Here is a 26,112-nt window from a genome sequence, read left to right as displayed (position 1 = left end):
ACGACTGAGTGCGCGCGCTTGCGGAGTTCGGCCTGATCGGAGCGTACGCAGAAGGACGAGGGACGGCACTGGAGGGCATGATGTCCGAACTTCTCACCGTGGTCCGATCCGAGGAGCGCGACGATGTCGCCCCGGATGGTTCGGACGTCCGCATACTCGCGCGCGTCGACGCGGGCGGCACTGCCGAGTTCTCGCTCGCACCCGATTGCATCTCCCGAGCCGTCAGGCATCGAACCATCGAGGAGGTGTGGTTCGTCATCGAGGGACGTGGGAGCATCTGGCGGAAACGTGGTGACCTCGAGGAGGTCACGGATCTCGCGCCGGGTACGAGTGTCACCATCCCGGTCGGCACTTCGTTCCAATTCCGGTCGACTCCGGGCGTGGCGCTCCGAATTCTGGGGGCGACGATGCCGCCGTGGCCAGGGGACGGCGAATCCATCCCCGTGACGGGTCCCTGGACGCCTACGGTCTAGGGAGCAGTGCTGAGGCGAGCGTCTCGGCCAGCCAGGACTCGTAGGCCGCCTCCGACCAGCCGCAGTCGAAGACGAGCGCCACGTAGTTGGCCAGTCCGCAGACCGCGTACACGATGTCGCCGGCGCGCTCGGCGGTGACGCCCTCACGCAGGACACCGCGTTGCTCGAGCATCCGTCCGAACCCGTCGCGCAGACCCTGCCGGCGCTCGGCGGCGATCTCGTCGCGGAGCTCGACCAGCGACGCGTCGCTGTTGGCGGCGGCGTCGAGCACGCGAAGGAGGGGGCCGACGCGCGACCAGATCCCAGGCTGTGTCGCCGCGTACAACCGCAACTGTCGAACCGGGTCGGTCTCCTCGGTGATCCGCCGGATCGCGGGCCGTTCCGTGACCGGCACCTCAGCGCGCTCGGCGCCACCCGCGACCGCAGCACGGACGGCGTCGGCCAGCAGTCCCGCCTTTCCGCTCGCGGACCGGTAGACCGTCTCCACGGCCACGCCGGCCTCACCGGCGATCGCGGGGATCGTGGTTCCCGCGTACCCGCGTTCCACGAACAGCCGGCCGGCGACCTCGATGATGCGCGCCCGCGTTCGGGCCGCCTGCTGACGCCGGCGCGTCGCGTCGTATGGACGTCTTGACAGTTCTGACATTAAGGAGAATGATACTGTCATCAATATGAGCCGGGCAACGACGCGCCGGCCGTTCAGGGAGGTGGCCGCCATGAAGGTCATCGAATGCAGCACCGAGATCGCCCGCGCTCCGCAGGAGGTCTTCGACTACGTCACCGATGCCGCTCGGCTTCCCGAGTGGCAACCATCGGTGGAGGAGGCATCCGCCGAGCCGCCGGCGATCCGCAAGGTCGGCATGCGCGGGTGGGAGGTCCGCCGGGTACCGGGTGGCAGCCAGAAGGCACGGTGGCAGGTCACCGGGTGCGAGCCGGGAAGCCGATGGGCGGTCGAGGGCATCGACGGGCCCGTCCGTGCCCACGTCGACATCTCATTCGTGCCGACCGACGGCGGCACGCATGTCGACTACCGCGTCTGGTTCGAGGGGCGGGGCATCGGCAAGCTCATCCGGATGATGGCCACCCACGGTGCGGGCGCCGAAATGCCGGCGAGCCTCGCACTCCTCAAGCAGCGGCTCGAGCTGGTCGACGCGTAGCGCCCGGGCGGCACGGCACCCGGGCAGCCGGGCGGCGGGGCTCAGGCGTTCTCGAGCTCGGCGATGACGATCTTCTTCTGGCCCATCATCACCTGGACCTGCTCGGGCCGCTTGGTCAGCTCGCCCATGATCGCGGGGATGACCTGCCAGCTCACGCCGAACCGGTCCTTGCACCAGCCGCACTGCTCCGACTCGGGCACGTGCGAAAGCTTCGACCAGTAGTAGTCGATCTCCTCCTGGTCCGTGCAGGACACGATGAACGAGATCGACTCGTTGAACCGGAAGAGCGGACCGCCGTCGAGGCAGGTGAAGTCCACGCCGTTCAGGCTGAACTGCCCGTTGAGCACCTTTCCCGACATGCCTGCGAGGTGCTCGTCGAGCGACTCGTCGGGATACTCGTCGATGCGGATGACGCGCGAGTTCGGGAACACGTCGACGTAGTACGCCATCGCCTCCCGGGCCTGGTCGTCGAACCACAGGCATGGCTGGATGAATGAGAGCTCGGCCATCGGTGACCCCCTGTTCCTTCGCTTCGCGGGCCACGCTACGCCGATGGGCGGGCGGTATCGATCGGTCGAGACGGTGGCTGCGGTCGACGGGGATGACGGACTCACCGCCGCGTCGATCGCGACTTGCAATTCAAAGGTTGCACTTTCAGGAAGAGTCTGCAACCATCAAGTTGCAGGTAACGAACGGAGTGAACATGACCACGACTCGAGCTCGATCGACGCATGCCGGACGCGTGCTCGCCGTGCTGTTCGCCGGGGCGTTCGTGATGGGCTGCGCCGAGATGCTCGTCGTCGGCATGATCGACCTGATCGGAACCGACCTCGCCGTCTCGGTGCCCGCGGCGGGCGCACTCGTCACCGCCAATGCGCTCGGCCTCGCGATCGGCGGGCCGCTGCTGACGTTCCTGACGACGCGATTCGATCGCCGCCACGTGCTGCTCGGCGCCACCGCCGTGTTCGTCGCCGCCAACCTGCTGCCGGCGCTGGGCGCCGGCTACCCGCTGTTCGTCGGCGCCAGGGTCGTCATCGGCGCGGTGCAGGGCCTGTTCATCGCGGCCGCCATGGTGACGGCGACCTCCATCGTGCCTCCCGCGCGTACCGGGCGCGCGATGGCCGTGATCATCTCGGGCTTCGCGATGTCCAGCGCGTCGGGCCTGCCGTTGGGCACGCTCCTCGGCCAGGCGGTCGGCTGGCGCGGATCGTTCGTCGCGGTCGTCGCGGCCGGCGTCATCGTGCTGGTGCTCGCGATCCTCGTGCTCCCGTCGGTGCCGACTCCGCCCGACAGCGGCGCGGTCGGCCAGGCCCGGCACGCCTTCGCGCCGCGAGTGCTCGCGGTGCTGGCGGTGAGCTTCCTGACGTTCGCGGCCATGCTCGCAGCGATCACGTACCTCGTGCCGTTCCTGAACCAGGTGACGGATGTCTCGGGGCCGGTCGTGTCGGTGTTCCTGCTCGCGTACGGCGCCGCGACCGCGATCGGCTCGTTCGGCGGCGGGCGCTTCGCCGACGCGAACGCCTCGCGCTCGCTGATCATCGGCGCGATCGGCGTCACGGCGTCGCTCGCCATGCTGCTCGTCTTCGGGTCGAACCCGTGGCTCGTGGCCGTCGCCGTGCTCGGCATCGGGCTGTTCGGCATGGGCACGGGCCCATCGATCCAGTACCGCGTCGTCGGCCTCGCCGGTCCCGGCGCGCCGCTCGCGTCGTCGCTTCCGGCCTCCGCGGTGAACGCCGGCATCGCGTTCGGCGCGCTCGCCGGCGGGATGGCGATCGATGGCGGGGGAGTCCAGTTCGCCGTCGTCACGGGCATCATCATCGCCCTGGCGGCCGTCGCCGTCGCGTGGGCGACCAGCTTCATCACGGCCCCGGTCGCGGCATCCGTGCCCGACACCGAACCCCTTGCCACCCGATGAACGCACGACCACCACGAAAGGAACCATCATGGAGCACATGACCAGCAACCCGGCATCCGTCGTCGACGAGGGCCAGTTCACCGTGCGACGCACGATCCAGATCGCCGCCCCCGTCGAGAAGGTGTGGTCGGCGGTGACCCAGCCCGAGCACATCTCGCAGTGGTTCGGGAATGCCGTCTTCGACGGTTCCGGCGTCGGCGCACGGGGCACCCTCACGTTCCCCGACTATGGCGCCGTGCCGATCCGGGTCGAGGCGCTCGACGCGCCGCGGATGGTCGCCTACCGCTGGGGGAACGACGACGCCCTCGGGTCGCTGCCCGACGCGGTCGACGACGCGCATTCCACGGTGTTCACCTTCACCCTCGAGCCGGTGTCGAACGGCACGCGGCTCACGGTCGTGGAGACCGGGTTCGAGCACACCTCCGACCCCGCCGCCAACCTCGAGAGCCACCGCGAGGGCTGGGACGGCGAGCTCGACAAGCTGGTCGCCCTGCTCGAGGGCGGCGCATGACGATGCAGGCGTTGGTCCCCGTGTTCGCCGCACTCGGCGACGAGACCCGGTGGAGCATCCTGGCTGCGCTCGGCGAGGGCGACGCGTCGGCGTCCGCCCTCGCCGGGCGCCTGCCCGTCAGCCGGCAGGCGATCGCGAAGCACCTCGCCGTGCTGCAGGAGGTCGGCCTGGTCGAACCCGTGCGGGTCGGACGCGAGGTGCGCTACCGCGTGGTCGGGTCGGAGCTGAGTGCCACCGCGCACCGGCTCGATGCGATCGGCGCCGAGTGGGACCGTCGCCTCGCCGCGATCAAGGAGATCGCCGAGGGGCTCTGAGCGCCGCAGCCGGGCTGACCTCGCGACGACGTCGAATCCATCAGGCGGGATCGATCCGCAGCACCGTCGCCGACTCGCCGACCACGAGGTCGTCGACGATGCGGATGCCTCGCGCGAGCTCGTCGACCGCGCCGATCACCGTGCCGAACCGCTCGCGATCGCTGCACACGGCCGTCACGCTCACGTAGTGCGCACCGAGGTCCCAGGTGTAGGTCGCGAACGGCGGGGTGCGAGCGTCGGCGGGGAGTGGCACGGCCAGCTTCTCGCCCACACCCAGGTACCTGCCGCGGAACATCTCGGTGTCGGCCGGCATCCTCGCCATCGAAGCGCGTGCCGCCCGAACCTGCGGCGTGGCCGGCTGCACCTGCGCCATCACCACGAGCAGCTCAGGATCGGCCCTCCACACCCACGCCAGCACTCGGCCGGCGGCCTTGCGCATCAGGAGCGGCACCGCCTGGCTCATCGCCCACGCCGTGAAGCCGCCGCCCGGCCGGGACGGCGTGCCGAACGTGCCCGATGCCTGCTGCAGCAGCATCCCGATCGCGGCCTTCCGGTGCCTGCGTCCGCGGAACCCGAGCGAGTCGGTGACCGGCACCCACCGGGATCGATCGGGATCTGCCAGGAGACGGGGCATACGTCCAGCCTACGAGCGGAGGGTGACCGATGCGTCAGGCGGCCGCGAGCACCGCGTCGAGGCTCTCGCGCACGATGGCCAGACCCCGGGCGAGCTCCTCCTCGGAGATCGTGAGCGCGGGCAGGAACTTCAGCACCTCGTCGAAGGCGCCCGACGTCTCGATCACGAGCCCGCGGCGGAACGCCTCCGCCGAGATGCGGCCCGCGAGCGTGCGGTCGCCATCGCACGCCAGGCCGAAGATCAGGCCGCGGCCGCGCACGACGAAGCCCTGGTCGGGGTGGTCGGCGGCGATGCGGTCGAGCCCCGCGCGCAGCAACTCCGACTTCTCGGCGATCGCGTCGGTGAACGCCGAGTCGGCCCAATACGTCTCGAGCGCGACCCGCGCGGAGACGAATGCGAGGTTGTTGCCGCGGAACGTGCCGGTGTGCTGGCCCGGCTTCCACACGTCGACCTCGGGGCGCAGCAGCACGAGCGACATGGGCAGGCCCGAGCCCGAGATCGACTTCGAGATCGTGACGATGTCGGGCACGATGCCCGACTCCTCGAACGCGAAGAACGCGCCGCTGCGGCCGACGCCGGCCTGGATCTCGTCGAGGATCAGCAGGATGCCGCGGGCGGCCGTGATCTCGCGGAGGCGCTGCAGCCATGCCGTGCTCGCGACATTGATGCCGCCCTCGCCCTGCACCGCCTCGACGATCACCGCCGCGGGCAGGTCGAGGCCCGACCCCGGGTCGTCGAGCATCTTCTCGAGCAGGTCGAGCGTGTCGACATCCGTGCCGAGATAGGCGTCGTACGGCAGGCGCGCGACGTCGTCGAGACCGACGCCGGCGGCGCCACGATAGTGGCTGTTGCCGGTCGCGGCGAGCGAGCCGAGGCTCAGCCCGTGGAAGGCGTTCGTGAACGCCACGACCGTGGAGCGGCCGGTCGCCTGGCGGGCGACCTTGAGCGCGGCCTCGACGGCGTTCGCGCCCGTCGGCCCGGTGAACTGCAGCTTGTGGTCGAGTCCACGCGGGGCGAGCACGAGCCGCTCGAATGCCTCGATGAACGCCTTCTTCGCGGAGGTCGCCATGTCGAGGCCGTGGATGATGCCGTCGCGCTCCAGGTACTCGATGAGCGCGCGCGTGAACGCCGGGTTGTTGTGCCCGTAGTTGAGCACGCCGGCGCCGGCGAAGAAGTCGAGGTACTCGCGCCCGTCGGCGTCGACGAGCGTGGATCCGGTGGCACGGTCGAACACGGTCGGGAACGAGCGGATGTACCCGCGCACCTCCGACTCACGACGGTCGAAGACGTCCAGGGCGGTTTCGCTGCTCATGCAGGCAGGCTCCTCTCGAGGGGCGACGGTGGCGGTGAATCGACCCTACGTCCTCTCGATGTGCGTCCCGTGCACGGGGGAGTCCCAGTGGCCGCCTCAGTAGATGTGGAGCTTCTGCAGGAGCGCGAGCGTGTCGTCGAGGGTCTCGAACAGGTCCTTGTTGTGCTTGATCATCTTGCTGCGCATGTAGACGCGCAGCCACTGCTTGTACATGAAGTTCTCGTACCGGTCGAACTTCTCCTGCAGCGGCATGTCCTGCTGGCCGATGAGCCCGGCGAGGAACATCGCGCACTCGAACCCCAGTGAGATCGACTGGAAGTACGGTGAGCCGATCGCCGAGTCGCCGGCCAGGAACGCCGGCGAGCTCGCGAACGGATGATCGCCCGATCCGAGCGCCTGCCACTTGCGGCTGCTCACGTTGCGGGCGTGGTAGAGGTCGAGCGGGATGCGGATGATGTCGAGCTCGCCGAGGATCTCCCCGCCGGTCTCGCTCTTGATGCAGTCGATGAAGCGGTCCATCGACGCCGCGGCACCGGGGAGGTTGTCACGCAGCCACTGGCTGTCGAATCGCGAGGGCATCGCACGGAACTCGGCCTCGGTGATGTTCACGATGCCGGTCACGTGGCTGACACCCTGGTCGTAGTAGGTGCGGTACACCGCCGGGATGAACTTGTAGTGGTCGTTGGCGGCGTTCTTGTAGTACTTGCAGTACTCGTCGCAGACGTACGTCCGGCTGTAGAGGAACGTGACCACGAGTGCGTACTCGAGCCTCACCTTGAAGAGGTTGGCCTCGCCGCTCTCGCCGCCGAACGCGGGGGAGACATGATCCCGCAGCAGCGACCGGCTCCCCGTGCAGTCGATCAGGATGTCGTCGGGTCCGACCATCGCGAGCGCGTCCTCCGCCGTGAGCTCCCCGACGACGCGCTCGACCGGATGGGTTCCACGCTCGTCGATGAGCTGGCTGAGCGCCTGTTCGATCGCGTTGAGCGGGCAGAATCCCAGTGTCCATTCGAGCAGCAGCGACCTCAGGTCCGCCGCGAGCGACTGCCTGGACGCGACGCCCTCCTCGAGGTCGGTGCGATCGAAGACGGCCTCGACGTTCTCCTCGTCGATGTAGTCGATGCAGTAGCTCTCGACCGAATCCGCCACGAGGTAGGTGTCGAGCTTGACCATCCGCGTCCGCGTGTAGTGCGACCGCTTCTCGTAGAGACTGATCGAGTAGTCGCCCATGGTCTGCAGCAGTGCCGTCAGCATCAGCCCGACGGGCCCGCCCCCGATGATGTGGACCCGGCGCCGAGCCGACGTCGATTCGAGAGGCATTCGACCGCTCCTCACGTGAGAGACGCGGAAGCACCCGGTGACGCAGCGGTCCCGGGTTCCGCGCAGCGCAGCACCCCCCTTGGTGCGTGCCGCGGCCCAGACTACTCCTCGACGCGTCAGTCCTCGGGCATCGAGCGGCGGTCGCCGACCGGGGAGTCGGTGAGCGGGAAGGCCAGTGAGCCGGCGCGGGTCCACCACTCCATCACGTCGTACGCGAGCCGTCCGGCAACGACGGATGGGTCGCCGTCCGACAGTCGTGCGGCCTCGGCGGGGTCGCACGCGAAGATCGACATCCCCCGGTACGACGGGTCGCTCTGCTCGTCGAACGGCCCGTTCACGACCAGCACGCCCTGCCGCCGCAGTTCGGAGCGGTAGGCGAGGTGGCGCGCCTGGAGCGCGTCGAGCTCGTCGTCCGACATCCCGGGCGCATCGGCCGGCCGCCGAAGGACGACGACGGTGTAGACGTCGAACGCGTCGGGGATGTCGGGTTCGCCTGGCATGCCACGATGCTACGTCGCACCCACCGCCGCACCCGATCACCCGCCCGGCAACCGGTCGATCCCACGATCGTTGTGGGCGACGACCGTGCTGCGTTATGTTCGAGGCTTCGGATTCCATCCGCAGCTGGGTCCCCGTACGTCTCGGTGGACGGAGAAGATCGAACATGGCAGCTGACACCCGGCATCCGGCCGACCCCGTCACCTTCGCGGGCGGGGTGCTCGACCGCTATCGCCACGTGTGCGCATTCGTGAACGAACCGGGCGAGACGGATGCCGTGCTCGATCCGTTCATCAGGCAGGGGATCGATGGCGGCGACCGATTGCTGTACCTCGTCGACCCTTCGGAGTCCGCCGCACCCGTCAACCGGCTCCGGCACCTCGGCTACGACGCGGGAGCGCTCCTCGAGCACCACCGGGCGGAGGTGCGCACCTGGACCGAGACGTACCTGCGGGGCGGCCACTTCGACCAGGCCCAGATGCTCAGCCTGCTCGAGGACCTGCTCGTCGACCACGACTCGCCGCGCATCCGCATGTGGTGCGACATGGGCTGGGCGGCCGACCGCGCCGATGTCGCCGACCACCTCATCGAGTTCGAGGCGCGCGCGAACTTCATCCACGCGCACCACGAGCACATCGTGATCTGCTCGTACGAGGCCACCAGGTTCGACGGGTCCTTCATCATCGACGTCCTGCGCACGCATCCGATGGTCCTGATCGGCGGGATGCTGCAGGAGAACCCCTTCTTCGTTCCTCCCGCGGAGTTCCTGCAGGAGCGGGACCCGCGAACGGATCGTTGAGGCGGGTCGAGTCAGAGATGGATGCGACGTCGACCGGCGCCTCGCCCGCGCGGGAGCCGCGGCCCGGCGACGAGGACACCTCGGTGGCGGACTCCCGCCGGTGGCTGCGCGACATGGGCGCGCTCCTGGCGCTGCCGGCGATGTGGGTGGACCACGAACCGATCGAGATCGCCACGGGCCTGCTCAGCGTGCTCTTCGGCGTCCTCCAACTCGACGGCGCGTACGCGCGCTTCGACGATCCGCTCGGCGACAGCCGGTCGGTGGAGACGTGGCGACCCACGGGCCCGACGATGCCCGCCGAGTTGGACCGCGTCCTCGCAACGGACCAGACGCGTGCGCAGGGCGTCGCGACGACCGAGGTCGACGTGCGAAAGGTCGGCATCTTCCGGGTCACGAGCCTCCCACTCGCGCTGCCGTGGGAGACGGGCCGCGTGCTCGTGTCCGCCGGTCGGACCGACTTCCCGACGGCGATGGAGACGCACCTGCTGCGCGTCGCGGTCAGCCAGGCGGCGATCGCGATCCACACCGCGCGTCGCCTCGCGCGCGAGCAGGCGGCGCGATCGGTCGCCGAGGCCGCGCTGCTGCGACAGAACGAGCTCCTCCGATCGCTCGTCGACGACGTCAGACCCTCGCTCACGTCGATCGCCGCTCGGATCGAGGACGCGTCGCGCCTCGTTTCCGAGGTGGACTCGTCGCACGGAGCGCCGCCGCCCCCGGTCGATCGCGCCTCCCCGAGATCGCCGAGCGGTCGAGCGGATGCCGCGGACGTGCGGTCCTCCCTGTTCCCGTTGACCCGCCGGGAGATCGAGACCCTGGGGCTGCTCGCGCAGGGCCTGAGCAACAAGGAGATCGCCGGCGTCATGTGGTTGAGCGACCGCACGGTCGAGCGGCACATCACGAGCCTGTACCGCAAGATCGGGGTGGCACGACGCAGCGAGGCGACCGCCTTCGCCCTGCGCCACGGCCTCGGCTAGCTCGAGGTCGTGCACGGGTCGCGCTCGTGCGCAGGGAGTTGAGGGGTTCCCCCCATACGGCCCCGCCGCGGTCCGCGAGTTGCGGACTCCTACGGATACGGCCGGGCCGGCTTCGCGAGAGATTCGAGACATGGCAGACGCCGACACCATCTCCGAGGAGGACATCATGACCATCACCCAGCCCCGCCGCGGCGCCGACCAGCGCGACGACACCGCCATCCGGCCGTTCAGGGTCGAGGTTCCGCAGGCCGACCTCGACGACCTGCACCGCCGCATCCGCGACACGCGCTGGCCCGAGCACGAGACCGTCGGCGACGCGTCGCAGGGCGTGCAGCTCGACGTCGTGCAGGAACTCGCGAAGCGCTGGGCAGGGCACGACTGGCGGGTCGTGGAGTCCCGCCTCAATGAGCTGCCGCAGTTCGTGACCGAGATCGACGGCCTCGACATCCACTTCATCCACGTGCGCTCACCGCACGAGGATGCCCTGCCGATGATCGTCACGCATGGATGGCCCGGATCGGTCATCGAGCAGCTGAAGATCGTCGGCCCGCTCACCGATCCCACCGCGCACGGCGCGAGCGCCGCCGACGCGTTCCACCTCGTCATCCCGTCGCTTCCCGGGCACGGCTTCTCGGGCAAGCCCGAGGCGACCGGCTGGGACCCGATCCGCATCGCGCATGCGTGGGTCGAGCTCATGCGACGGCTCGGGTACGACCGCTACGTCGCCCAGGGCGGGGACTGGGGCAACGCCGTGACCGAGCAGATGGCGCTGCTGACGCCTCCCGGCCTCATCGGCATCCACACGAACATGCCGGCGACCGTGCCCGACCCGATCCAGGCGGCGCTGACGAACGGCGACGCGCCGCCCGAGGACCTCTCGCCCGAGGAGCGGGGCGCATGGGACCAGCTCGCGTTCTTCTACGCGCACGGGCTGGGGTACGCGCAGGAGATGGCCGGCCGGCCGCAGACCCTCTACTCGCTCGCGGACTCGCCGGTGGGCCTCGCGGCGTGGATGCTCGACCACGACGCCCGCAGCTACGACCTGATCGCGCGCGTGTTCGCCGGGGCATCCGAGGGCCTGACGCCCGACGACGTGCTCGACAACGTGACGCTCTACTGGCTCACGAACACGGCGGTCTCGTCGGCGCGGCTGTATTGGGAGAGCAAGCTCGCCTTCTTCGCCCCGAAGGGCGTGACGATCCCGACCGCGGTCAGCGTGTTCCCCGACGAGATCTACGCGGCGCCGCGCAGCTGGGCGACGCAGGCGTATCCGAACCTGATCCACTTCAACCGGCTCGACCGCGGTGGGCACTTCGCCGCGTGGGAGCAGCCGGAGCTGTTCTCGCAGGAGATGCGCGCCGCCTTCCGTTCGCTACGGTGACGAGATGACTGACATCCCGACGTTCCCGTCGATGCGCCAGGTCGACGCCGGCGCACTGAGCGTGGGCTACGCCGAGGCCGGACCCGCGTCCGGTCCGGCGGTCCTGCTCCTGCACGGCTGGCCCTACGACATCCACAGCTTTGCGGATGCCGCGTCGCTGCTCGCGTCCGCCGGCTACCGGGTGGTGGTGCCCCACCTGCGGGGCTTCGGCTCGACCCGGTTGCTCGACGACGCGGCGCCGAGGAACGGCCAGCAATCGGTGCTCGCGTTGGACGCGATCGCGCTGTTGGACGCGTTGGGGATCGAGCACGCCGTCGTCGCCGGCTTCGACTGGGGTGCACGCACCGCCAACATCCTCGCGGCCCTGTGGCCCGAGCGCTTCCGGGGGCACGTCTCGGTGAGCGGGTACCTGATCGGGAGCCGCGAGGCCAACGCGCGTCCACTCCCGCCGGCCGCCGAACTCGCCTGGTGGTACCAGTACTACTTCGCCACCGAGCGGGGTCGCGCGGGCTACCAGCAGTACCGGAACGAGTTCGCCCGGCTGATCTGGCAGACCGCATCGCCGCAGTGGGGGTTCGACGACGCGACGTTCGACCGCAGCGCGGCATCCTTCGACAATCCGGATCACGTCGACATCGTCATCCACAACTACCGATGGCGGCTCGGCCTTGCGGACGGAGCATCCGAGTACGACGATCTGGAGCGACGGCTGGCCCGACGCCCGTCGATCACCGTTCCCACCATCACCCTGGAAGGCGACGCCAATGGGGCTCCACATCCGGATGCCGCGTCGTACGGCTCGCTGTTCGTCGGCCCCTACGAGCACCGACTCATCACCGGCGGCATCGGGCACAACCTGCCGCAGGAAGCGCCGCGGGCATTCGCCGATGCGGTGATCGACGTCGATCGGTCGGCCATGCCGAGCCGATCCAACTGAGGAGGAAGTCATGTCCGATCACCTCGCCGATGAGAGCGCGATCGCCTCGGTGTCGCCGTGGGAGGCCCGCGGCAGCCTGATCCGGTCCATCGCCCACCGCCTGGCCGGCGACCGGGAGCTGCTCCCGGTCGAGGGGCGACTCGCATCGTTCGATCGCGCGACGAGCTGGCTCAATTCCGAGCCCCTGACGCCGGAAGGATTGCGGGGGCGGGTCGTGCTGGTCGACTTCTGGACCTACACCTGCATCAACTGGCTGCGCACCCTGCCCTACCTGCGAGCGTGGGAGGAGAAGTACGCCGACGCCGGATTGACCATCGTCGGCGTGCACACCCCCGAGTTCGGCTTCGAACGCGACCTCAGGAACGTGGTGGCGCAGTCGAGCAACCTCGGCGTCACCTATCCGATCGCGGTGGACAGCGACTACGGGGTCTGGAACGAGTTCGCGAACCACTACTGGCCCGCCGTCTACCTCGCCGATGCGGAGGGAAAGCTCCGATACCACCACTTCGGCGAGGGCGAGTACGCCCGGACCGAGATGGTGATCCAGCAGCTCCTCGTCGATGCCGGCGCGAAGGACCTCGACATGGACATGGTCATGGTCGACCCCCAGGGGCTGGAGGTCGCGGCCGACTGGCGTTCGCTGCGCTCGCCCGAGACCTACCTCGGGTACGGCCAGAGCAGCGGGTTCGTGGCCGAGGACTCCGCGTTCTACGACCAGCCGCACGTCTACGAGGGAGTGCGCGACCTGCCCCTCAACTCGTGGGACCTCACGGGCGACTGGACGGTCGCCCGGCATGCCGCGGTGTCGAACGAGGCCGGTGCACGGATCGCGTTCGCCTTCCACGGCCGCGACGTCAACCTCGTCATGGGACCGGCGACCGCCGGTGCGGCCGTTCCGTTCCAGGTCTCGCTCGACGGGCGTGCCGTCGACGGTGCCCAGGGAACGGACGTGGACGCCGACGGCCGTGGCGTGCTCACCGACCAGAACACCTACCAGCTGATCCGCCAGTCGGGGGAGATCGACGACCGCATCTTCGAGATCGAGTTCCTCGAGGCGGGGGCGGAGGCGTACTGCTTCACCTTCGGGTGATCGGCGCTGCCGCGCACCTCGGAACCGCGGGTTCGCAGGAGATCGGGCGCCATCCTCACGTCAGGGCGGGGATGGCGCCCATTCTCCTGCGTTGGAAGGTCGTCGATGCGAACGGCCTCAGTCGAATCGCCGCGGGTCGAGGAACGAGGCATCCGTGAACGGCTGCTCGCCGGTGACCGACTGGGCGACGAGCTCGCCGAGGGCGGCGGCGTGCTTGAACGAGTGGCCGGAGCAGCCGCCGCCGACGACGACGCGGGGTTGCGCGGTCGGCCCGACGACGAACTGGCCGTCGGGCGTGTGGGTCATGATGCAGGTCGTCACGCCGGATGGCTCGGGCTCGACGTCGGGGAACGTCGCCGCGACGAGCTCGCTGATCTCGTCGGTCTCACCCGGGTGGATGTCGCGATCGATCGCGTCGGGGTCGTCGGCGATGAAGGGTCCGTCGAACTCGGGTCCGACCTTGACGTCGAATCCCTCGAATCCGTCGCCGTCGTCGTCGCCGGGCGGCCCGCTGCGGCTGCCCGGCATCGCGCCGTGGCCCCAGATCCACGTGTCCCGGCCGGGCACGCTGCGGATGAAGACCGGCAGCACGTCGAGGTTCGCGCTGCGCCCCTCGCGGGCGCGGAACCAGGTCATCACGACGCGGTGCGGCGTGAGCGGCAGGTCGGGCACGAAGCGGGTGATCCACGGCCCGGATGTCACGGCCACGTGCCGCACCCGGTACTCCGCGTCGTCGGTGCGGATGGTGACGCCATCGGCGTCGGGCTCGACGGCGATGACGCGCGTGTTCGTGCGGACCTGGGCGCCGGCCGCGCGGGCGGCGTCGACCGCGGCCACGATCGCGGCTTCGGGCCGGACGACGCCGGCCTCCGGATCCCAGACGCCGACGTCGCCGGGATCCACGCGCGCGTGCGCCGGGAACCGCCGCGCGATCTCGTCGGCGTCGAGCCGCTCGACCGGGAGGTCGTGGGCCGTCGCGGCGCTGAGCGTGCCCTTGATGATGTGCGAGTCGGGCGGGCCGATCATGAGGCCGCCCGTCTCGAGGAACAGCCGCCGGCCGCTCGACGCCTCGAGCTCGCGCCACAGGTCGCGAGCGCGGCGCGCGATCGGCGTGAGGCCCGGATGCTCGAGGCAGGCCACCCGGAACAGGCGCGTCCGACCCGTCGACCCGCCCCACGCGTGCCCCGGCTCGAACTGCTCGAACCCGAGCACGTCGAGGCCGCGTGCGGCGAGCCGCCACGCGGCGCTCGAGCCGATCGCCCCGAGGCCGATCACGGCGACGTCCGCGTCGTAGCCGCTGCCCTCGCCGGTGTTCGTATCGCCCATCCCTCGATTCTCGTCGGCCGCACGCCGTGCCGGTCGCCGTATGACGAACGGCTCAGCGCGATCCGCCCGCGGCGAGTCGCATCAGGTCGGTGCTGAAATCGACGTCGGCGACCGACCGCTCGGCGTTGGTCGCGTTGCCCGAGAACTGATGCCGGTATCCCGACCAGGCGGTGTCGGCCATCGATGCCCCGACGCCGCTTCGCACGAGCACCGCCAGTTCCGTGGCTGCGCGCGCGATCCGGTCGCCGAGGGTCGACGACCCCCAATCGTCGGGCGCGGCGAACAGCGACGTGGGCACCGGCAGGGCACGGAGGAACGCGAAGAGCGGTCGGAGCTGCTCGTCGACCACCATCGCGTGACGCGGCGTACCGGCCGTCGCGGCGAGGAGGACGGGCGTGCCGATGAGCAGGTCGTTGTCGAGCACGTCGACGAACGACTTGAACAGGCCGCTGATGCCCGCCTTGTAAACCGGGGTGCTGGCGATGACGGCGTCGGCTCCGGCGAGGAGCTCGATCGCCGCCTGCAGGCGGGCGCCGGGGAATCCGGACACGATCGCCTGGGCGATCTCCACCGCGAGCCCGCCGAGCTCGATCACGTTCACGGTCGTCGGGCGTCCGGCCTCGCGCAGCAGGTCGATCGCCTTCTGCGCGGTGCGGTCGGCCAGCAGGCGGGTCGTCGAGGGATCGCTCACCCCGGCGGAGACGACCACGAGGCGCACGGGGGCGCCCGCGGCATTCGTCTCGATGGGATCCGATGTCGGGTTCGGGGGGATGGTCACGTGATGGTCCTTTGCATGGCGCGTTGCTGCACTTCCGCCGCGAGGCCGGAAGCGCCGGAGAGGACGGCGAGGCTGAGGTCGCGGAGCATCACGATCTGGTCGTGATCCAGCGCGCGGCCGAGGGCGTCGGCGACGTGGCGGGCGACCGCCGCGCCGACGCGACGCTGGGCTGCGAGGCCGTCGGGCGTGAGGCGGATGCGGCGCGCCCGGCCGTCGGCCGCATCGTCGACCCGTTCCACGAGGCCACGGGCCTCGAGCCGCACGATGAGGCGGGACATCCCGGGCTGGGTGATGAGCACGTCGTCGCCCAGCTCGGTGATCCGCAGCCCGTCGGGCTCCGTCGAGAGGGCGAAGAGCACGGCATACTCCCGCGTCAGGAGGCCCTCCCAGATGTCGGCGTCGGTGAGCTCGCGGGCGATCGTGGCCTGGGCACGGTAGTAGGCCTCCCAGGCCTCGTTCGCCAGTCTCAGCTCGTGCACGGCGGTCACGCCGCCAGCGGGAAGCGAGCGGGGGAGTCGGGGTCGCTGTCCTGGTAGGGGGACGCGCCCGAGAGGTTGTCGCCGCGGTTCGGGTTCGGACGCGGCTGCCGGGGATCGGCATCGCCGTACTTCGCGGTGACGAGGCTCGCGTGCGTCGGGGCATCCGGAACGCCGGGCGCGCGTCGCGCCGCCATCTCCGCGCGGAGCACCGGCACCACCTCGGTGCCGAGCAGCTCGACCTGCTCGAGCGCCACCTCGACGGGCAGCGCCAGGCCGTCGAGCGAGAACAGCTGCCGCTGGTAGTCGCCGAACCCCTCCTGGAACGTGAGGGTCTTGTCGATGACCTCCTGCGGGCTGCCGACGCTCAACGGCGTGCGCGCCATGTAGTCGTCGAGCGAGCTGCCCCTGAAGATCGGGTACTCCTCGAAGTACGGCCGGAACGCGGCGACGGCGTCCTGCGAGCGCTTCGCGATGAACGCCTGCCCGCCGAGGCCGACGATGGCGTCCTCCCTGCGGCCGTGGCCGTAGTGCTCGAACCGGTCGCGGTAGAAGTCGACGAGCGGCTTGAAGTGGAAGTTGGGCGCGAGCACGTTGTTCGCGAAGTATCCGTTGCCGTAGTACGCGGCCTGCTCGGCGATCTCGGGCGTGCGGATGGAGCCGTGCCACACGAACGGCGGCACGTCGTCGAGCGGGCGCGGCGTGGAGGTGAAGCCCTGCAGCGGCGTGCGGAAGCTGCCCTCCCAGTCGACGACGTCCTCACGCCAGAGGCGGTGCAGGAGGTTGTAGTTCTCCAGCGCGAGCGCGACGCCCTGTCGGATGTCCTTGCCGAACCACGGATACACCGGCACGGTGTTCCCGCGACCCACCATGAGGTCGAGTCGTCCCTTCGCGACGTGCTGGAGCATGGCGTAGTCCTCGGCGAGCTTCACCGGGTCGTTCGTCGTGATGAGCGTGACCGAGGTGCTCAGGATGATCCGCTTCGTGAGCGCCGCGATGTGCGCGAGCAGGGTCGGCGGCGACGACGGGACGAACGGGGGATTGTGGTGCTCGCCGAGCGCGAAGACGTCGAGCCCGACCTCGTCCGCGCGCTGCGCGATGCGCACGAGGTTGCTGATGCGCTCCGCCTCGCTCTGCGTGTAGCCGGTAGTGGGATCGGGGGCGATGTCGCCGACGCTGAAGATGCCGAACTGCATGGTGTCCGCCTTTCTGCGGTCGTTCGAGAGGGTAAACAACATGACTGAGCATGTATTCCCGCCACCATGCCGCGCGTCGCGAGAGAATGGATGGCGAACCGAAGGAGCCGACATGGGTGAGCCGACGACCGATTCGACGACGAGGGGGTCGACGCGCCCGGATGCCCCGGCCACCGCGGCCGTCGCGCACGAGCCCGGCCACCACGCGATGGGATGCCCCGAGTGCTTCGAGGAGCTGCAGCGCAACCGGGACTGGTGGAAGGCGCGACCCGAGGGTTCACGACTGGTCGGGCTCGTCGTCGCCCGCGACGACATGCCGTCGGTCGTCGAGCAGCGGAACGACCTGGCTCGCTTCGGCGTCTCCATCCTCGACTTCAAGCACCCGGCCCCCGAGGGCACGATGACATGGGAGCAGCGGTTCGGCCTGCTGTTCGAGACGTTGCAGGCGGGCGACGTGCTGGTGGTCGCGAACGAACGCGCCCTCGGCAGCACCGCTGACGAGGTCGCGCGCACGATCCGCACCCTGCGACGGCACAACCTCGTGGTCAAGGTGCTGAGCCACGGCGCGCCGCACCTGGAGCCGGCGTCGATCTAGGCTCCGCGCCGGCGCGTCCGATCGACGGCGTCGCCGTTCGTCCCTTGGCGGCCGACCGCGTCGCCCATACGCTGCTGGTGTGATCACCGACCACGACATCGCCCGGTGGCGGCTGCGTTCGCAGCTGCTGGCCGCACCGGTCGACGACGCCGACGACGTGGTGAGGTCCTTGCTGGCCGTGCAGGCCGAGAACCCGTCGCAGTCGGCCTGGGCGGTCGCGACCCGCACGAGGTCGCCCCGCCAGGACGACCTGGCCGGTGCGCTCGCCGGCGGGAGCGTCCTGCGGATCCACGTGCTGCGCTCGACGTGGCACTACGTGCACGCCGACGACGCGCAGTGGCTGCAGGAGCTGACCGCACCGCGGGTCATGCCGGTGTTCGAGCAGCAGCTGCGGCCGCTGGGCGACCGGGTGGATGCGCTCGGAGACACCGTCGAGGCGCTGCTCGACGAGGCATCCGATCGCACCCGCTCCGACCTCGCCGCGGCCCTTGCCGACCGGGGCGAGGACCTCACCGGCCAGCAGCTCATGCTGCTGCTCGGGCGGCTCGAGGTGCTCGGCCGCGTGTGCAGCGGCATCCCGCGCGACGGCGAGCACACGTACGCGCTCTTCGCCGATCGCGTGCCCGCGCCGAGGCGCCTCGACCGGGACGACGCACTCGCCGAACTCGCCCTGCGCTACTTCACCGGCCACGGACCGGCCACGGAGCGCGACCTCGCCTACTGGGCGACCCTCACCGTGACCGACGTGCGTCGCGGCATCGCCGCCGCCGGTGACCGCCTCGCGTCGTTCGAGCACGACGGGCGCACGTTCCGGCACGCGCCCGGCGACGCCCCGGCATCCGCGTCGCCCGCCGGCCACCTGCTGCAGGTGCTCGACGAGATGTACCGCGGGTACCAGGACTCGCGCTGGGTGATCGACGCGGAGGGCTCGGTGCCGCGGATGCGGGAGACCGCGATCGGGATGGCGCTCGTCGAGGGCCAGCTGGTCGCCGCGATGAAGCGCACGGTCACGACGAAGGCGGTCACCTTCTCGATCCGGCCGCACCGGGCGCTGCGCACGCACGAGCTCGAGGCCGTTCAGGATGCCGCGGCGCGGTACGCCGAGTACCTCGGCCTCGAGGCGAACGTCGAGCTCGACCCGGCTGGTCGAGACGGGCGGGGTGCGGATGCCTCCAGCTGAGGTTCGATCGCTGCGGGTGGCGCGGCCCGACGGTGCCGAGATCGCGGCCGAGGTCATCGGTGCGGCGGAGCATCCGGTCGTCCTGCTCGTCGCCGGCGGCGAGTCGTCCATGGACTGGTGGCGACCCGAGTTCTGCGACCTGATCGCGGACCACGGGTTCTGCGTGGTGCGCTACGACCAGCGCGGCATGGGGGAGACGACGCTCGGGCCGCCCGGGACCCGGCGCGACGGGCTGTCGGTGGCGGTCGACGACGCGCTCGCGGTGCTCGACGCCGTCGGCGCGGATGCGCATTGGGTCGGCTTCTCGGCGGGCGGATGGGTCGCGCAGCTCGCCGCGCTCGACCACCCCGACCGGGTGCGCGGGCTCACCCTCGTGTCGACCAGTCCGACGATGTTCGAGGCCGACGCCGACCTGCCCGGTGCGACCGCCCGCATGCAGGAGGTGTGGGCGAACCCGCTGCCCGAGCCCGACTGGAGCGACCCCGGCGCCGTCATCGAGTACCACGTCGAGGTCGACCGCGACTACGCGGGCGACGAGTTCGACGAGGTGCACGACCGCGCGATCTGGGCGGACACGGTGCGCCGGTCGCCCGGGATGCACCGCGACGAGGGCGGGGCGGACGTGTTCGAGGATGCTCCGCGGTGGCGGGAGCGGCTCGGCGAGATCGGCGTTCCGACCACCGTGGTGCACGGAACGGCGGACCCGGCCTTCCCGCTCGGGAACGGGGAGGCGCTGGCACGCGACATCCCCGGGGCGCGGCTGGTGACACTCCCGGGCGGAGGGCATGAGCTGCCCCCGTCGGCGTGGGATGCCGTGGTGGCGGCCGTCGTGCGTCGCTGAGCGGCACCCCGTGACATCCGGAATGGAACGGAGGAGGCTGGGGCGCATGGGCAAAGTGACGATCTCATTCGAGATGACGCTCGACGGGGTGTTCGACCAGATGGAGCACTGGTTCGACGAGAACGATCCGGGGCTGCAGCGGGCCTCCGACGAGCTCGTCTTCGGTGCCGATGCCGTGCTGCTCGGCCGGGAGAGCTACGAGTTCTTCCGCGAGTACTGGCCGGCGCAGACGGATGACCGCGGCTTCGCCGACCACTACAACGCGCTGCCGAAGTACGTCGCCTCGACGACGCTGACGGGCCCGCTCGACTGGAACGCGACCCTCATCGAGGGCGACGTGGCCGATTACGTGCGCGGCCTCCGCGACCGCTACGAGTCGATCGTCTCGCACGGGTACGGCGGGCTCGCCGCCACGCTCGTCGACGCCGGCCTCGTCGACGAGATCCACGCCGGCATCCATCCGTTCCTGGTCGGCAACGCCGAGGACCGGCTGCGGACGCCGCACCCGGTGGGGCTGCGCCTGCTCGACGTGCAGACCACCGATTCGGGCATCATCGCCGCGAGGTACGCGCCGGTGTAGCGAGCCGGGCCCGGTGCTCGGTCAGTCCTCGGGCTCGAAGAACAGCGCCGCGTGCTCGGCGGGCCAGTCGGTGGCCCGCCGCGTGCGGGCGTCGACGTGCGCCACGACCATGAGGCACGTCGCGACCGTGGTGCCCGCGGCATCCGTCATCGTGCACTCGATCATCGCGTCGGGGCCGCGGAACTCGCGCACGAACGACGTGATCGTGATCTCCTGGTCGGCGTTCACCGGCCTGATGAAGTCGATCTCCATGCGCCGGATCCACGTCATGAAGCCGAGCGTGCCGAGCGTGGGGAGGTCCCAGCCGGCGTACTTCGCCAGCCCCTCCATGCGGTGGTCGGTGAAGTACCGGGCGTAGTTGCCGGTGCTCACGTGCTGGAACGGATCGAGCTCGGAGAAGGCGATGCGGTGCGTGGTCTCGTAGACGACCGGCCTGCTCGTCATCCTCGCTCCTCGCTCCCGTCGGTGCGGCTCGCGGGGTCCGTCATCGGTGCCGGATGCTCGCTCGACCGCGTCGCGGAACACGCTACGCCGATGCGGCACGGTCGTCACGACATCAACGTGTGCCCGGTCGACGCTCATGGCAGACTCGGTCGCATCAGGACGGCCGCGTCAGCGCAGCCGCGTCAGGACGGCCGGGTCAGCTCGGTCGCAGCCGGAGGAGGGGTTTCGATGAGCACAGGGGATGATGCCGCACCGATCGAGTATCCCGACCGCGCCGGGTATCCCGACGGCACCGGATTCCTCGATGAGGGCAACGCGGCGCTCGTCGACGAGGTGACGGCCGACGCGCTTCGCGCGGTCGACCGGCCGTCGGCGGATGCCGAGTCGGAGATCGAGGTGCACCGCCTCGATGACCGAGGCGTCTACGCCGCCACGATCGACGGCCTGGAGGTGGCGAACCTCCGATACGACGAGGAGGACGGCCGGGTAGTGGTGCTCACGACCACCGTCGTCCCCGAGTTCCGCGGACGCGGCATCGCCACGGATCTCATCGCCGACGCGCTCGACGACATCCGCGAACGAGGCCGCACGGTCACCGTGCTGTGCCCGGTCGTCGCAGCGTTCATGCGGGGCAACCCGCAGTACGCCGATCTCATCGACTCGCAGCAGCCCGGCCGCTGAGGGCGCCTCGGGAAGACGACGGCGAGCTTACGTCTCCGTCGTCGGCCGCATGACGCGTCGCGCGACGTTCTCCGCGGCGTCGGCGGGAATCTCCTCGGTGATCCACGGACCGGTGCCCTCGCTCACGTCGATGATGCCCTCCTCGAGCCACGTGTAGCGGCCGTCGAGCACGCGGTCGGCGAGGCGTTCGTCCGCGGCATCCGTGTTGCGCCAGAGCTCGTCGAGGAGTCGCTCGGTGCGGTGTCGCGACTGCTCGGCGAACGTGGCGGCGAGCTGGAACGCGGCCTTGCCCTGCTCCGGCGTGTCGGCGGCGATCATCGCCGCGCGCACGCACGAGGCCGACACCGCGAACAGCTCGGCGCCGATGTCGACGACGCGGGCGAGGAAGCCCTGCTTGCGCTCGAGCCCGCCCTGCCACCGGGCCATGCCGTAGAAGGTCTCGCGCGCGAGCTTGCGACTCGTGCGCTCGACGTAGCGCAGGTGCGGCGCGAGTGCGCCGAACTCGTCGAACGCCGTGGGCAGGTCGCCCTTGCCGGCGACGAGTTGCGGCAACCAGCGGGCGTAGAAGCCACTGGCCGAGACGGCGGCCTTGAGCTTGCCGGCGAGGTCCTGGTGCGGGTCGATCAGGTCGCCCGCCGCCTTCAGGTGCGCATCGACGGCCTCGCGTGCGATGAGCAGCCGCATGATCTCGCTCGAACCCTCGAAGATGCGGTTGATGCGGAGGTCCCGGAGCGTCTGCTCGGCGGGCACCGCCCGCTCGCCGCGAGCCGCGAGCGACGCGGCCGTCTCGAACCCCCGTCCGCCGCGGATCTGGACGAGCTCGTCGGCGATCCGCCAGCCCATCTCCGACGCCCACAGCTTGGCGAGCGCCGCCTCGATGCGGATGTCCTTGCGGCCCTCGTCGCTGAGCACGCCCGACAGGTCGACGACCGCCTCCAGTGCGAACGTGGTCGCGGCGATGAACGAGACCTTGTGCGCGACGGCGGCGTGCTCGCCGATCGGCTTTCCCCACTGCACGCGTGCGTTCGACCACTCCCGGGCGATCTTGAGGCTCCACTTGCCGGCACCCGCGCAGATCGCGGGGATCGCCAGGCGACCGGCGTTGAGCGTGGTCAGCGCGATCTTGAGTCCCTCGCCCTCCTGGCCGATGAGGTTCTCCCGCGGCACCCGCACGTTCCGCAGCGAGGTCAGTCCGTTCTCGAGGCCGCGCAACCCCATGAAGGCGTTCCGGCGGTGCACGGTGATGCCCGGGGCATCCGCTTCGACGATGAAGGCGCTGATGCCGCCGCGGTGGTCGTCGGCCCCCTCCCCATGTGACCGTGGCACGCGGGCCATGACGACCAGCAGCTCTGCGACGACCCCGTTCGTGGTCCAGAGCTTGGTGCCGTCGAGCACGTACTCGGAGCCGTCCTCGCTCGGCACCGCGGTCGCCCGCAGCCGCGCCGGGTCGGAGCCGACCTCGGGCTCCGTGAGCAGGAAGGCGCTGATGGCGCCCGTCGCGCAGCGCGGCAGGTACTGGCGCTTCTGCTCCTCGGTCCCCGCCAGCACGAGCGGCTCGGGCAGTCCGACCGACTGGTGCGCCGAGAGCAGCGCGACGATGGCGGCATTCACGGTGCCGATCATCGTCAGAGCGTGGTTGTAGTAGTACTGCCCGAGCCCGAGGCCGCCGTACTGGACGGGGATCTTCATGCCGAAGCAGCCGAGCTCGGCGAGGCCTTGGTAGACCTCGTCGGGGATGCGCGCCTCGCGTTCGATCTGCGCTCCGTCGACGGTGCGCAGGAACGCCTCGAGGTCGGTCATGAAGCGCTCACCGCGTTCGCGTCGCTCGGCGGCCGGCCGAGGGTGCGGGTGGATCAGCGAGAGGTCGAACTGCCCCAGGTAGAGGCCCTTGGCGAAGCTCGGCTTCCGCCACTCCTGCTCGCGCGCGGCCTCGGCGACGGCCCGCGACTGCTGCTCGTCGACGTGCGGCGATGCGGGCACCTCGCCCTCGGAGACGGTGGACTCACGGATAGCGCTCACGCGAACCTCCTCGTTCGGGCCCAATCTACGCCGCCGCAGGGCGGACACGGCCATGACCGGCTGGATGTCGCCGGCCGGCGTGCGCGCGGTCGGGTCATCGTCCGTGGCCCACGTCCACGAGCCCCCGACCGAACGCGTCGATGTGTCCCCAGCGACCCGGGATGTCGAGCAGCTCGATGCGACCGGTGCCGACCGGCACCGCGGGATCCACCACCAGGTGCTCGCCGGTCGGCTCGAGTCCGAGCATCGTGCGCAGGAGCAGCAGCGGCGCCCCGGTGGACCAAGCCTGGGGGCTGCACGCGGTGGGGTACTGCACCGGATACCGGGTCAGGTCGCGCTCGTACCCGCCGAACGCCTCGGGCAGCCGGCCGGCGAAGAACTCCGCGGCCTCGAGGATGCCGGCGGCCACGCGGGCGGCCTCCTCCTTGAATCCGTAGCGGCGCAGGCCCCACGCGATGAACGAGTTGTCGAACGGCCAGACGGTGCCCACGTGGTAGCCGATGGGGTTGTAGCGTGCCTCGCCGTCGGCCAGGGTGCGGACGCCCCAGCCCGAGAAGAGGCGCGGTCCGAGCAGGTGCTCGGCGATCGCCGGCGCCTTGTCGTCGTCGACGATGCCGCTCCAGAGGAGGTGGCCGATGTTCGACGAGAGCGCGTCGACCTGGGCGCCGTCGGCGTCGAGGGCGAGGGCGTAGTACTGCCCGTCGTCGACCCAGAAGTCGCGGTTGAACCGCGACTTCAGCGCAGCCGCATCCGCTTCGAGTTCATCGGCATAGGCGGGATCGTTCCAGAACTCGCGGGCCAGCCGCGCCCCTCGCCGCTTCGCGTCGTAGGCGTACCCCTGCAGCTCGCACGTGGCGCGCGGGAACCCCGGCAGACGGCCGTCGTGATAGGAGATCGAGTCCCACGAGTCCTTCCAGCACTGGTTCTCGAGGCCGGTCTCGACGTTGCGCCGCCGATAGGCGACGTAGCCGTTCCCCTGCAGGTTCGCGTAGGCGTCGATCCAGCGCAGCGCGGCGCGGGCCTCCTGCTCGAGGCCGCGCACCAGGTCGGCGTCGCCGGTCCATCGCTCGTACTCGTCGAGGAGCACGACGAAGAGGGGCGTGGCGTCCGCGCTGCCGAAGTAGGGGGAGTGCGGCCGCTCCTCGAACGCCGTCATCTCCCCGTAGCGCATCTCGTGCAGGATGCGGCCGGGGTCCTCGTCGCGGAAGTCGTCGACGCGCGTGCCCTGCCAGGTGCCGAGCACCCGCAGCGTCGTCGCGGCGAGCTCGGCGGCGAAGGGCAGCGCCTGCAGGCTCGTAAGGATGCTGTCCCGGCCGAACATCGTCATGAACCAGGGCAGCCCGGCGGCGGGAAGGCTCCGGGTGCCGGCGATGATCGGCGAGAAGCGCAGGGCCGCGAGGTCGACGAGGCTGCGATGGTAGGTCGCCGTGAGCGAGTCGTTGTCGCTGACCAGCTTCGGGGCGCGCTCGATCCACTCGTCGAGGTCCTGGAGCATGTTCCGCAGTGGCGGCGTCGCGAGGGCCGGCCTCGGAACGAGGGGCAGGTCGTCTGGCCCGAGCACCGTCGGCACGACCCGGAGCTCGGTGGTCCACGAGCCATGGGGCTGGATGCGCACGGCGAAGCCGAGTCCTCGCTCGTCGAGGTCGGCCGGTTCGGTCGAGGAGATGGTGGTGGTGCGGCGGAAGGTGTCGCGCTCGTACGCCAGCACGAGGCATCCGTTCTCGATCCGCGCCGCGGTCGTGCCCTTCTTCTGCAGGGCGTCCTTCACCTCGAACAGGTCGGCGAAGTCGCACCCGGCGTCGATCCGCACCCTCACGTCGATCGACGTGTCGTCATGGTTCAGGAGCGTCAGCTGCTCGCGGAAGCCGCTCTCGACGACCCGCTGGCGGATCACCGTCAGCTTGGCGTCGATGTACACCGTTCCGGCGCCCGGCACGAGGAAGAACCGGCTCTCGAAGTAATGCAGGTCGTCGGTCGACAGCGAGGTCAGCGGCTCGTCGTCGACCGTGAGCACCCACCGCGACAGGAACCGCGTGTCGAACGAGAAGAAGCCGGTGGGGTCGGTGGCCGTCGCCGCGATGTCGCCTCGGCGGTCGCTCACCACGAAGGTGTTGCCGTCGAGGATGCGGATGAGCTCGTCGGTCATTGCGGCGGTCCTCCGGTTCCGGATGCCTCGCGGCCGGCGTCGCTCGGAGTGCTCGCCGTGCTCGCCGTGCTCGCTGTGCTCGCTGTGCTCGTCGTGCTCGCTGCGCTCGTCGTGCTCGCTGTGCTCGCCGTTTCGGCGCTCTCGGTGTCGGCGCCCGCCAGGTCGGCGGCCTCAGCGCCCGTCACGCGCGCCGGGTGCCCGGGGAAGAGCCGCTGCACGAGCACGAGCACCTCGGGGTTGCCCTCGACGAGGAGCGCACCGCGCAGGAACGCCGGCATGGCGCCGGTGCGGCCGTGGATGATCTCGTCGAGCAGCTCGTCGCCGATGGTGACCGTGCAGTCCGCCGGCACGTCCTCCGACGTGATCCGGATGTCGCCGCGATCGATGCGCAGCAGCCGATGCTCGACGGATGCCTCGTCGCCCACGTCGAACCGAACCGACGCAGTGACCCGCTCCAGCAGCGGCTCATGCCCGCGCCGGCCGATCTCGTCGAAGAACGCAGCGGTCGATGACTTCATCAGGTCCTCGGCGTCAT

Annotated in this window: 29 protein-coding genes; 15 read left to right on the top strand and 14 right to left on the bottom strand. The window is 70.4% G+C overall.

The genetic code is table 11. The annotated features are described in order from the left end of the window. Positions 1-8 precede the first annotated feature (8 nt). Entirely contained in the window at positions 9-473 is a 465-nt protein-coding gene (locus tag EV187_RS03855) for a cupin domain-containing protein (RefSeq protein ID WP_207221724.1), read from the top strand. Here the strand turns inward: EV187_RS03855 and EV187_RS03850 are convergent. After that, complete coding sequence (locus tag EV187_RS03850; protein ID WP_165391099.1) at positions 463-1,119, bottom strand: TetR/AcrR family transcriptional regulator; 657 nt, start codon at positions 1,117-1,119, stop codon at positions 463-465. The genes EV187_RS03855 and EV187_RS03850 overlap by 11 nt on opposite strands. A 70-nt stretch (positions 1,120-1,189) precedes the next feature. On the opposite strand from EV187_RS03850, the gene EV187_RS03845 reads away from it, so the two are divergent. Further along, a complete protein-coding gene (locus EV187_RS03845; RefSeq protein WP_130351673.1) occupies positions 1,190-1,630 on the top strand; it encodes an SRPBCC family protein in 441 nt (146 codons plus the stop codon). Positions 1,631-1,671: 41 nt separating this feature from the next. Here the strand turns inward: EV187_RS03845 and EV187_RS03840 are convergent, their stop codons facing one another. Further along, entirely contained in the window at positions 1,672-2,139 is a 468-nt protein-coding gene (locus EV187_RS03840; protein WP_130351672.1) for a VOC family protein, read from the bottom strand. Between the two features lie 194 nt (positions 2,140-2,333). On the opposite strand from EV187_RS03840, the gene EV187_RS03835 reads away from it, so the two are divergent. From EV187_RS03835 to EV187_RS03825, 3 genes are read left to right on the top strand one after another with little or no spacing between them, the layout of a single operon-like run. Continuing rightward, positions 2,334-3,545, top strand: a complete 1,212-nt coding sequence (locus EV187_RS03835) for an MFS transporter (RefSeq protein WP_130351671.1) — start codon at positions 2,334-2,336, stop codon at positions 3,543-3,545. A gap of 28 nt (positions 3,546-3,573) precedes the next feature. Next, on the top strand, positions 3,574-4,056 hold the full coding sequence (locus EV187_RS03830; RefSeq protein WP_130351670.1) for an SRPBCC family protein: 483 nt from the start codon (positions 3,574-3,576) through the stop codon (positions 4,054-4,056). Then, positions 4,053-4,370 carry an ArsR/SmtB family transcription factor gene (locus EV187_RS03825; RefSeq protein WP_130351669.1) on the top strand — a complete coding sequence of 106 codons (318 nt, stop codon included), beginning with the start codon at positions 4,053-4,055 and terminating at the stop codon, positions 4,368-4,370. Before EV187_RS03830 ends, EV187_RS03825 begins: the two co-directional genes overlap by 4 nt. Before the next feature lie 40 nt (positions 4,371-4,410). On the opposite strand, the gene EV187_RS03820 is transcribed toward EV187_RS03825, so the two are convergent. From EV187_RS03820 to EV187_RS03805, 4 genes are all read right to left on the bottom strand, one after another. Next, the gene (locus EV187_RS03820) at positions 4,411-5,004 is read right to left on the bottom strand and encodes a hypothetical protein (protein WP_130351668.1); all 594 of its coding nucleotides are present in this window, start codon (positions 5,002-5,004) and stop codon (positions 4,411-4,413) included. 34 nt (positions 5,005-5,038) lie between these two features. After that, entirely contained in the window at positions 5,039-6,316 is a 1,278-nt protein-coding gene (gene ectB, locus EV187_RS03815) for a diaminobutyrate--2-oxoglutarate transaminase (protein ID WP_130351667.1), read from the bottom strand. Positions 6,317-6,412: 96 nt separating this feature from the next. Beyond that, positions 6,413-7,636: a Rossmann-fold NAD(P)-binding domain-containing protein gene (locus tag EV187_RS03810; RefSeq protein WP_130351666.1), complete on the bottom strand. Its 1,224-nt coding sequence runs from the start codon at positions 7,634-7,636 to the stop codon at positions 6,413-6,415. 116 nt (positions 7,637-7,752) lie between these two features. Then, positions 7,753-8,136 carry a YciI family protein gene (locus tag EV187_RS03805; protein WP_130351665.1) on the bottom strand — a complete coding sequence of 128 codons (384 nt, stop codon included), beginning with the start codon at positions 8,134-8,136 and terminating at the stop codon, positions 7,753-7,755. A gap of 164 nt (positions 8,137-8,300) precedes the next feature. On the opposite strand from EV187_RS03805, the gene EV187_RS03800 reads away from it, so the two are divergent. The 5 genes from EV187_RS03800 (at position 8,301) to EV187_RS03780 (ending at position 13,315) form a co-directional block, all read left to right on the top strand. Then, positions 8,301-8,933: an MEDS domain-containing protein gene (locus EV187_RS03800; RefSeq protein WP_130351664.1), complete on the top strand. Its 633-nt coding sequence runs from the start codon at positions 8,301-8,303 to the stop codon at positions 8,931-8,933. A 17-nt stretch (positions 8,934-8,950) separates the two neighbouring features. Then, positions 8,951-9,907, top strand: coding sequence for a helix-turn-helix transcriptional regulator (locus EV187_RS03795; RefSeq protein WP_130351663.1), 957 nt, complete (start codon positions 8,951-8,953; stop codon positions 9,905-9,907). Positions 9,908-10,037: 130 nt separating this feature from the next. Next, a complete protein-coding gene (locus EV187_RS03790) occupies positions 10,038-11,288 on the top strand; it encodes an epoxide hydrolase family protein (protein ID WP_242609419.1) in 1,251 nt (416 codons plus the stop codon). A 4-nt stretch (positions 11,289-11,292) separates the two neighbouring features. Beyond that, positions 11,293-12,225 carry an alpha/beta fold hydrolase gene (locus EV187_RS03785; RefSeq protein WP_130351662.1) on the top strand — a complete coding sequence of 311 codons (933 nt, stop codon included), beginning with the start codon at positions 11,293-11,295 and terminating at the stop codon, positions 12,223-12,225. Positions 12,226-12,235: 10 nt separating this feature from the next. Further along, positions 12,236-13,315: a redoxin domain-containing protein gene (locus EV187_RS03780; RefSeq protein WP_130351661.1), complete on the top strand. Its 1,080-nt coding sequence runs from the start codon at positions 12,236-12,238 to the stop codon at positions 13,313-13,315. Between the two features lie 117 nt (positions 13,316-13,432). Here EV187_RS03780 and solA read toward each other — a convergent pair whose 3' ends face one another. From solA to EV187_RS03760, 4 genes are read right to left on the bottom strand one after another with little or no spacing between them, the layout of a single operon-like run. Further along, entirely contained in the window at positions 13,433-14,641 is a 1,209-nt protein-coding gene (solA, locus tag EV187_RS03775) for an N-methyl-L-tryptophan oxidase (RefSeq protein ID WP_130351660.1), read from the bottom strand. Positions 14,642-14,693: 52 nt separating this feature from the next. After that, complete coding sequence (locus EV187_RS03770) at positions 14,694-15,419, bottom strand: CE1759 family FMN reductase (RefSeq protein ID WP_242609418.1); 726 nt, start codon at positions 15,417-15,419, stop codon at positions 14,694-14,696. Then, complete coding sequence (locus EV187_RS03765; protein WP_130351659.1) at positions 15,416-15,907, bottom strand: MarR family winged helix-turn-helix transcriptional regulator; 492 nt, start codon at positions 15,905-15,907, stop codon at positions 15,416-15,418. The genes EV187_RS03770 and EV187_RS03765 overlap by 4 nt, the downstream gene beginning before the upstream one ends. Continuing rightward, complete coding sequence (locus tag EV187_RS03760; protein ID WP_130351658.1) at positions 15,904-17,091, bottom strand: CE1758 family FMN-dependent luciferase-like monooxygenase; 1,188 nt, start codon at positions 17,089-17,091, stop codon at positions 15,904-15,906. The genes EV187_RS03765 and EV187_RS03760 overlap by 4 nt, the downstream gene beginning before the upstream one ends. 112 nt (positions 17,092-17,203) lie before the next feature. Between EV187_RS03760 and EV187_RS03755 the strand changes: the two genes are divergently transcribed. From EV187_RS03755 to EV187_RS03740, 4 genes are all read left to right on the top strand, one after another. Then, entirely contained in the window at positions 17,204-17,686 is a 483-nt protein-coding gene (locus tag EV187_RS03755) for a dehydrogenase (RefSeq protein ID WP_130351657.1), read from the top strand. Between the two features lie 79 nt (positions 17,687-17,765). Continuing rightward, positions 17,766-18,866: a winged helix DNA-binding domain-containing protein gene (locus tag EV187_RS03750; protein ID WP_130351656.1), complete on the top strand. Its 1,101-nt coding sequence runs from the start codon at positions 17,766-17,768 to the stop codon at positions 18,864-18,866. Next, complete coding sequence (locus tag EV187_RS03745; protein WP_242609417.1) at positions 18,853-19,707, top strand: alpha/beta fold hydrolase; 855 nt, start codon at positions 18,853-18,855, stop codon at positions 19,705-19,707. The genes EV187_RS03750 and EV187_RS03745 overlap by 14 nt, the downstream gene beginning before the upstream one ends. 46 nt (positions 19,708-19,753) lie before the next feature. Further along, positions 19,754-20,287 (top strand): dihydrofolate reductase family protein, encoded by a 534-nt coding sequence (locus EV187_RS03740; protein ID WP_165391098.1) that lies wholly within the window; start codon positions 19,754-19,756, stop codon positions 20,285-20,287. A 21-nt stretch (positions 20,288-20,308) separates the two neighbouring features. Here the strand turns inward: EV187_RS03740 and EV187_RS03735 are convergent, their stop codons facing one another. Further along, the gene (locus tag EV187_RS03735; protein WP_165391097.1) at positions 20,309-20,731 is read right to left on the bottom strand and encodes an acyl-CoA thioesterase; all 423 of its coding nucleotides are present in this window, start codon (positions 20,729-20,731) and stop codon (positions 20,309-20,311) included. A 228-nt stretch (positions 20,732-20,959) separates the two neighbouring features. Here EV187_RS03735 and EV187_RS03730 point away from each other — a divergent pair, with 228 nt between their 5' ends. Continuing rightward, positions 20,960-21,412 carry a GNAT family N-acetyltransferase gene (locus EV187_RS03730; protein WP_130351653.1) on the top strand — a complete coding sequence of 151 codons (453 nt, stop codon included), beginning with the start codon at positions 20,960-20,962 and terminating at the stop codon, positions 21,410-21,412. A 27-nt stretch (positions 21,413-21,439) separates the two neighbouring features. On the opposite strand, the gene EV187_RS03725 is transcribed toward EV187_RS03730, so the two are convergent. Genes EV187_RS03725 through EV187_RS03715 form a run of 3 tightly spaced genes read right to left on the bottom strand, consistent with a single transcriptional unit; the run spans position 21,440 to position 26,095 of the window. Then, positions 21,440-23,485: an acyl-CoA dehydrogenase family protein gene (locus EV187_RS03725; protein WP_130351652.1), complete on the bottom strand. Its 2,046-nt coding sequence runs from the start codon at positions 23,483-23,485 to the stop codon at positions 21,440-21,442. 40 nt (positions 23,486-23,525) lie between these two features. Further along, on the bottom strand, positions 23,526-25,577 hold the full coding sequence (locus tag EV187_RS03720) for an amylo-alpha-1,6-glucosidase (RefSeq protein WP_130351651.1): 2,052 nt from the start codon (positions 25,575-25,577) through the stop codon (positions 23,526-23,528). Beyond that, positions 25,574-26,095, bottom strand: a complete 522-nt coding sequence (locus tag EV187_RS03715) for an SCP2 sterol-binding domain-containing protein (protein ID WP_130351650.1) — start codon at positions 26,093-26,095, stop codon at positions 25,574-25,576. The genes EV187_RS03720 and EV187_RS03715 overlap by 4 nt, the downstream gene beginning before the upstream one ends. Positions 26,096-26,112: the final 17 nt, after the last annotated feature.

Origin of the sequence: Agromyces ramosus, assembly GCF_004216665.1 — a bacterium.
Taxonomy (GTDB): domain Bacteria; phylum Actinomycetota; class Actinomycetes; order Actinomycetales; family Microbacteriaceae; genus Agromyces; species Agromyces ramosus.
Note: the sequence above shows the minus strand (reverse complement) of the source record. Positions and strands in the feature narration are given on the sequence as shown.

Excerpts from the sequence above, each read along its gene's own strand:
- EV187_RS03850 (WP_165391099.1), bottom strand. The coding sequence starts at position 1,119 with ATGTCAGAACTGTCAAGACGTCCATACGACGCGACGCGCCGGCGTCAG.
- EV187_RS03845 (WP_130351673.1), top strand. The coding sequence starts at position 1,190 with ATGAAGGTCATCGAATGCAGCACCGAGATCGCCCGCGCTCCGCAGGAG.
- EV187_RS03840 (WP_130351672.1), bottom strand. The coding sequence starts at position 2,139 with ATGGCCGAGCTCTCATTCATCCAGCCATGCCTGTGGTTCGACGACCAG.
- EV187_RS03835 (WP_130351671.1), top strand. The coding sequence starts at position 2,334 with ATGACCACGACTCGAGCTCGATCGACGCATGCCGGACGCGTGCTCGCC.
- EV187_RS03830 (WP_130351670.1), top strand. The coding sequence starts at position 3,574 with ATGGAGCACATGACCAGCAACCCGGCATCCGTCGTCGACGAGGGCCAG.
- EV187_RS03825 (WP_130351669.1), top strand. The coding sequence starts at position 4,053 with ATGACGATGCAGGCGTTGGTCCCCGTGTTCGCCGCACTCGGCGACGAG.
- EV187_RS03820 (WP_130351668.1), bottom strand. The coding sequence starts at position 5,004 with ATGCCCCGTCTCCTGGCAGATCCCGATCGATCCCGGTGGGTGCCGGTC.
- ectB (WP_130351667.1), bottom strand. The coding sequence starts at position 6,316 with ATGAGCAGCGAAACCGCCCTGGACGTCTTCGACCGTCGTGAGTCGGAG.
- EV187_RS03810 (WP_130351666.1), bottom strand. The coding sequence starts at position 7,636 with ATGCCTCTCGAATCGACGTCGGCTCGGCGCCGGGTCCACATCATCGGG.
- EV187_RS03805 (WP_130351665.1), bottom strand. The coding sequence starts at position 8,136 with ATGCCAGGCGAACCCGACATCCCCGACGCGTTCGACGTCTACACCGTC.
- EV187_RS03800 (WP_130351664.1), top strand. The coding sequence starts at position 8,301 with ATGGCAGCTGACACCCGGCATCCGGCCGACCCCGTCACCTTCGCGGGC.
- EV187_RS03795 (WP_130351663.1), top strand. The coding sequence starts at position 8,951 with ATGGATGCGACGTCGACCGGCGCCTCGCCCGCGCGGGAGCCGCGGCCC.
- EV187_RS03790 (WP_242609419.1), top strand. The coding sequence starts at position 10,038 with ATGGCAGACGCCGACACCATCTCCGAGGAGGACATCATGACCATCACC.
- EV187_RS03785 (WP_130351662.1), top strand. The coding sequence starts at position 11,293 with ATGACTGACATCCCGACGTTCCCGTCGATGCGCCAGGTCGACGCCGGC.
- EV187_RS03780 (WP_130351661.1), top strand. The coding sequence starts at position 12,236 with ATGTCCGATCACCTCGCCGATGAGAGCGCGATCGCCTCGGTGTCGCCG.
- solA (WP_130351660.1), bottom strand. The coding sequence starts at position 14,641 with ATGGGCGATACGAACACCGGCGAGGGCAGCGGCTACGACGCGGACGTC.
- EV187_RS03760 (WP_130351658.1), bottom strand. The coding sequence starts at position 17,091 with ATGCAGTTCGGCATCTTCAGCGTCGGCGACATCGCCCCCGATCCCACT.
- EV187_RS03755 (WP_130351657.1), top strand. The coding sequence starts at position 17,204 with ATGGGTGAGCCGACGACCGATTCGACGACGAGGGGGTCGACGCGCCCG.
- EV187_RS03745 (WP_242609417.1), top strand. The coding sequence starts at position 18,853 with ATGCCTCCAGCTGAGGTTCGATCGCTGCGGGTGGCGCGGCCCGACGGT.
- EV187_RS03740 (WP_165391098.1), top strand. The coding sequence starts at position 19,754 with ATGGGCAAAGTGACGATCTCATTCGAGATGACGCTCGACGGGGTGTTC.
- EV187_RS03735 (WP_165391097.1), bottom strand. The coding sequence starts at position 20,731 with ATGACGAGCAGGCCGGTCGTCTACGAGACCACGCACCGCATCGCCTTC.
- EV187_RS03730 (WP_130351653.1), top strand. The coding sequence starts at position 20,960 with ATGAGCACAGGGGATGATGCCGCACCGATCGAGTATCCCGACCGCGCC.
- EV187_RS03725 (WP_130351652.1), bottom strand. The coding sequence starts at position 23,485 with ATGGCCGTGTCCGCCCTGCGGCGGCGTAGATTGGGCCCGAACGAGGAG.
- EV187_RS03720 (WP_130351651.1), bottom strand. The coding sequence starts at position 25,577 with ATGACCGACGAGCTCATCCGCATCCTCGACGGCAACACCTTCGTGGTG.
- EV187_RS03715 (WP_130351650.1), bottom strand. The coding sequence starts at position 26,095 with ATGAAGTCATCGACCGCTGCGTTCTTCGACGAGATCGGCCGGCGCGGG.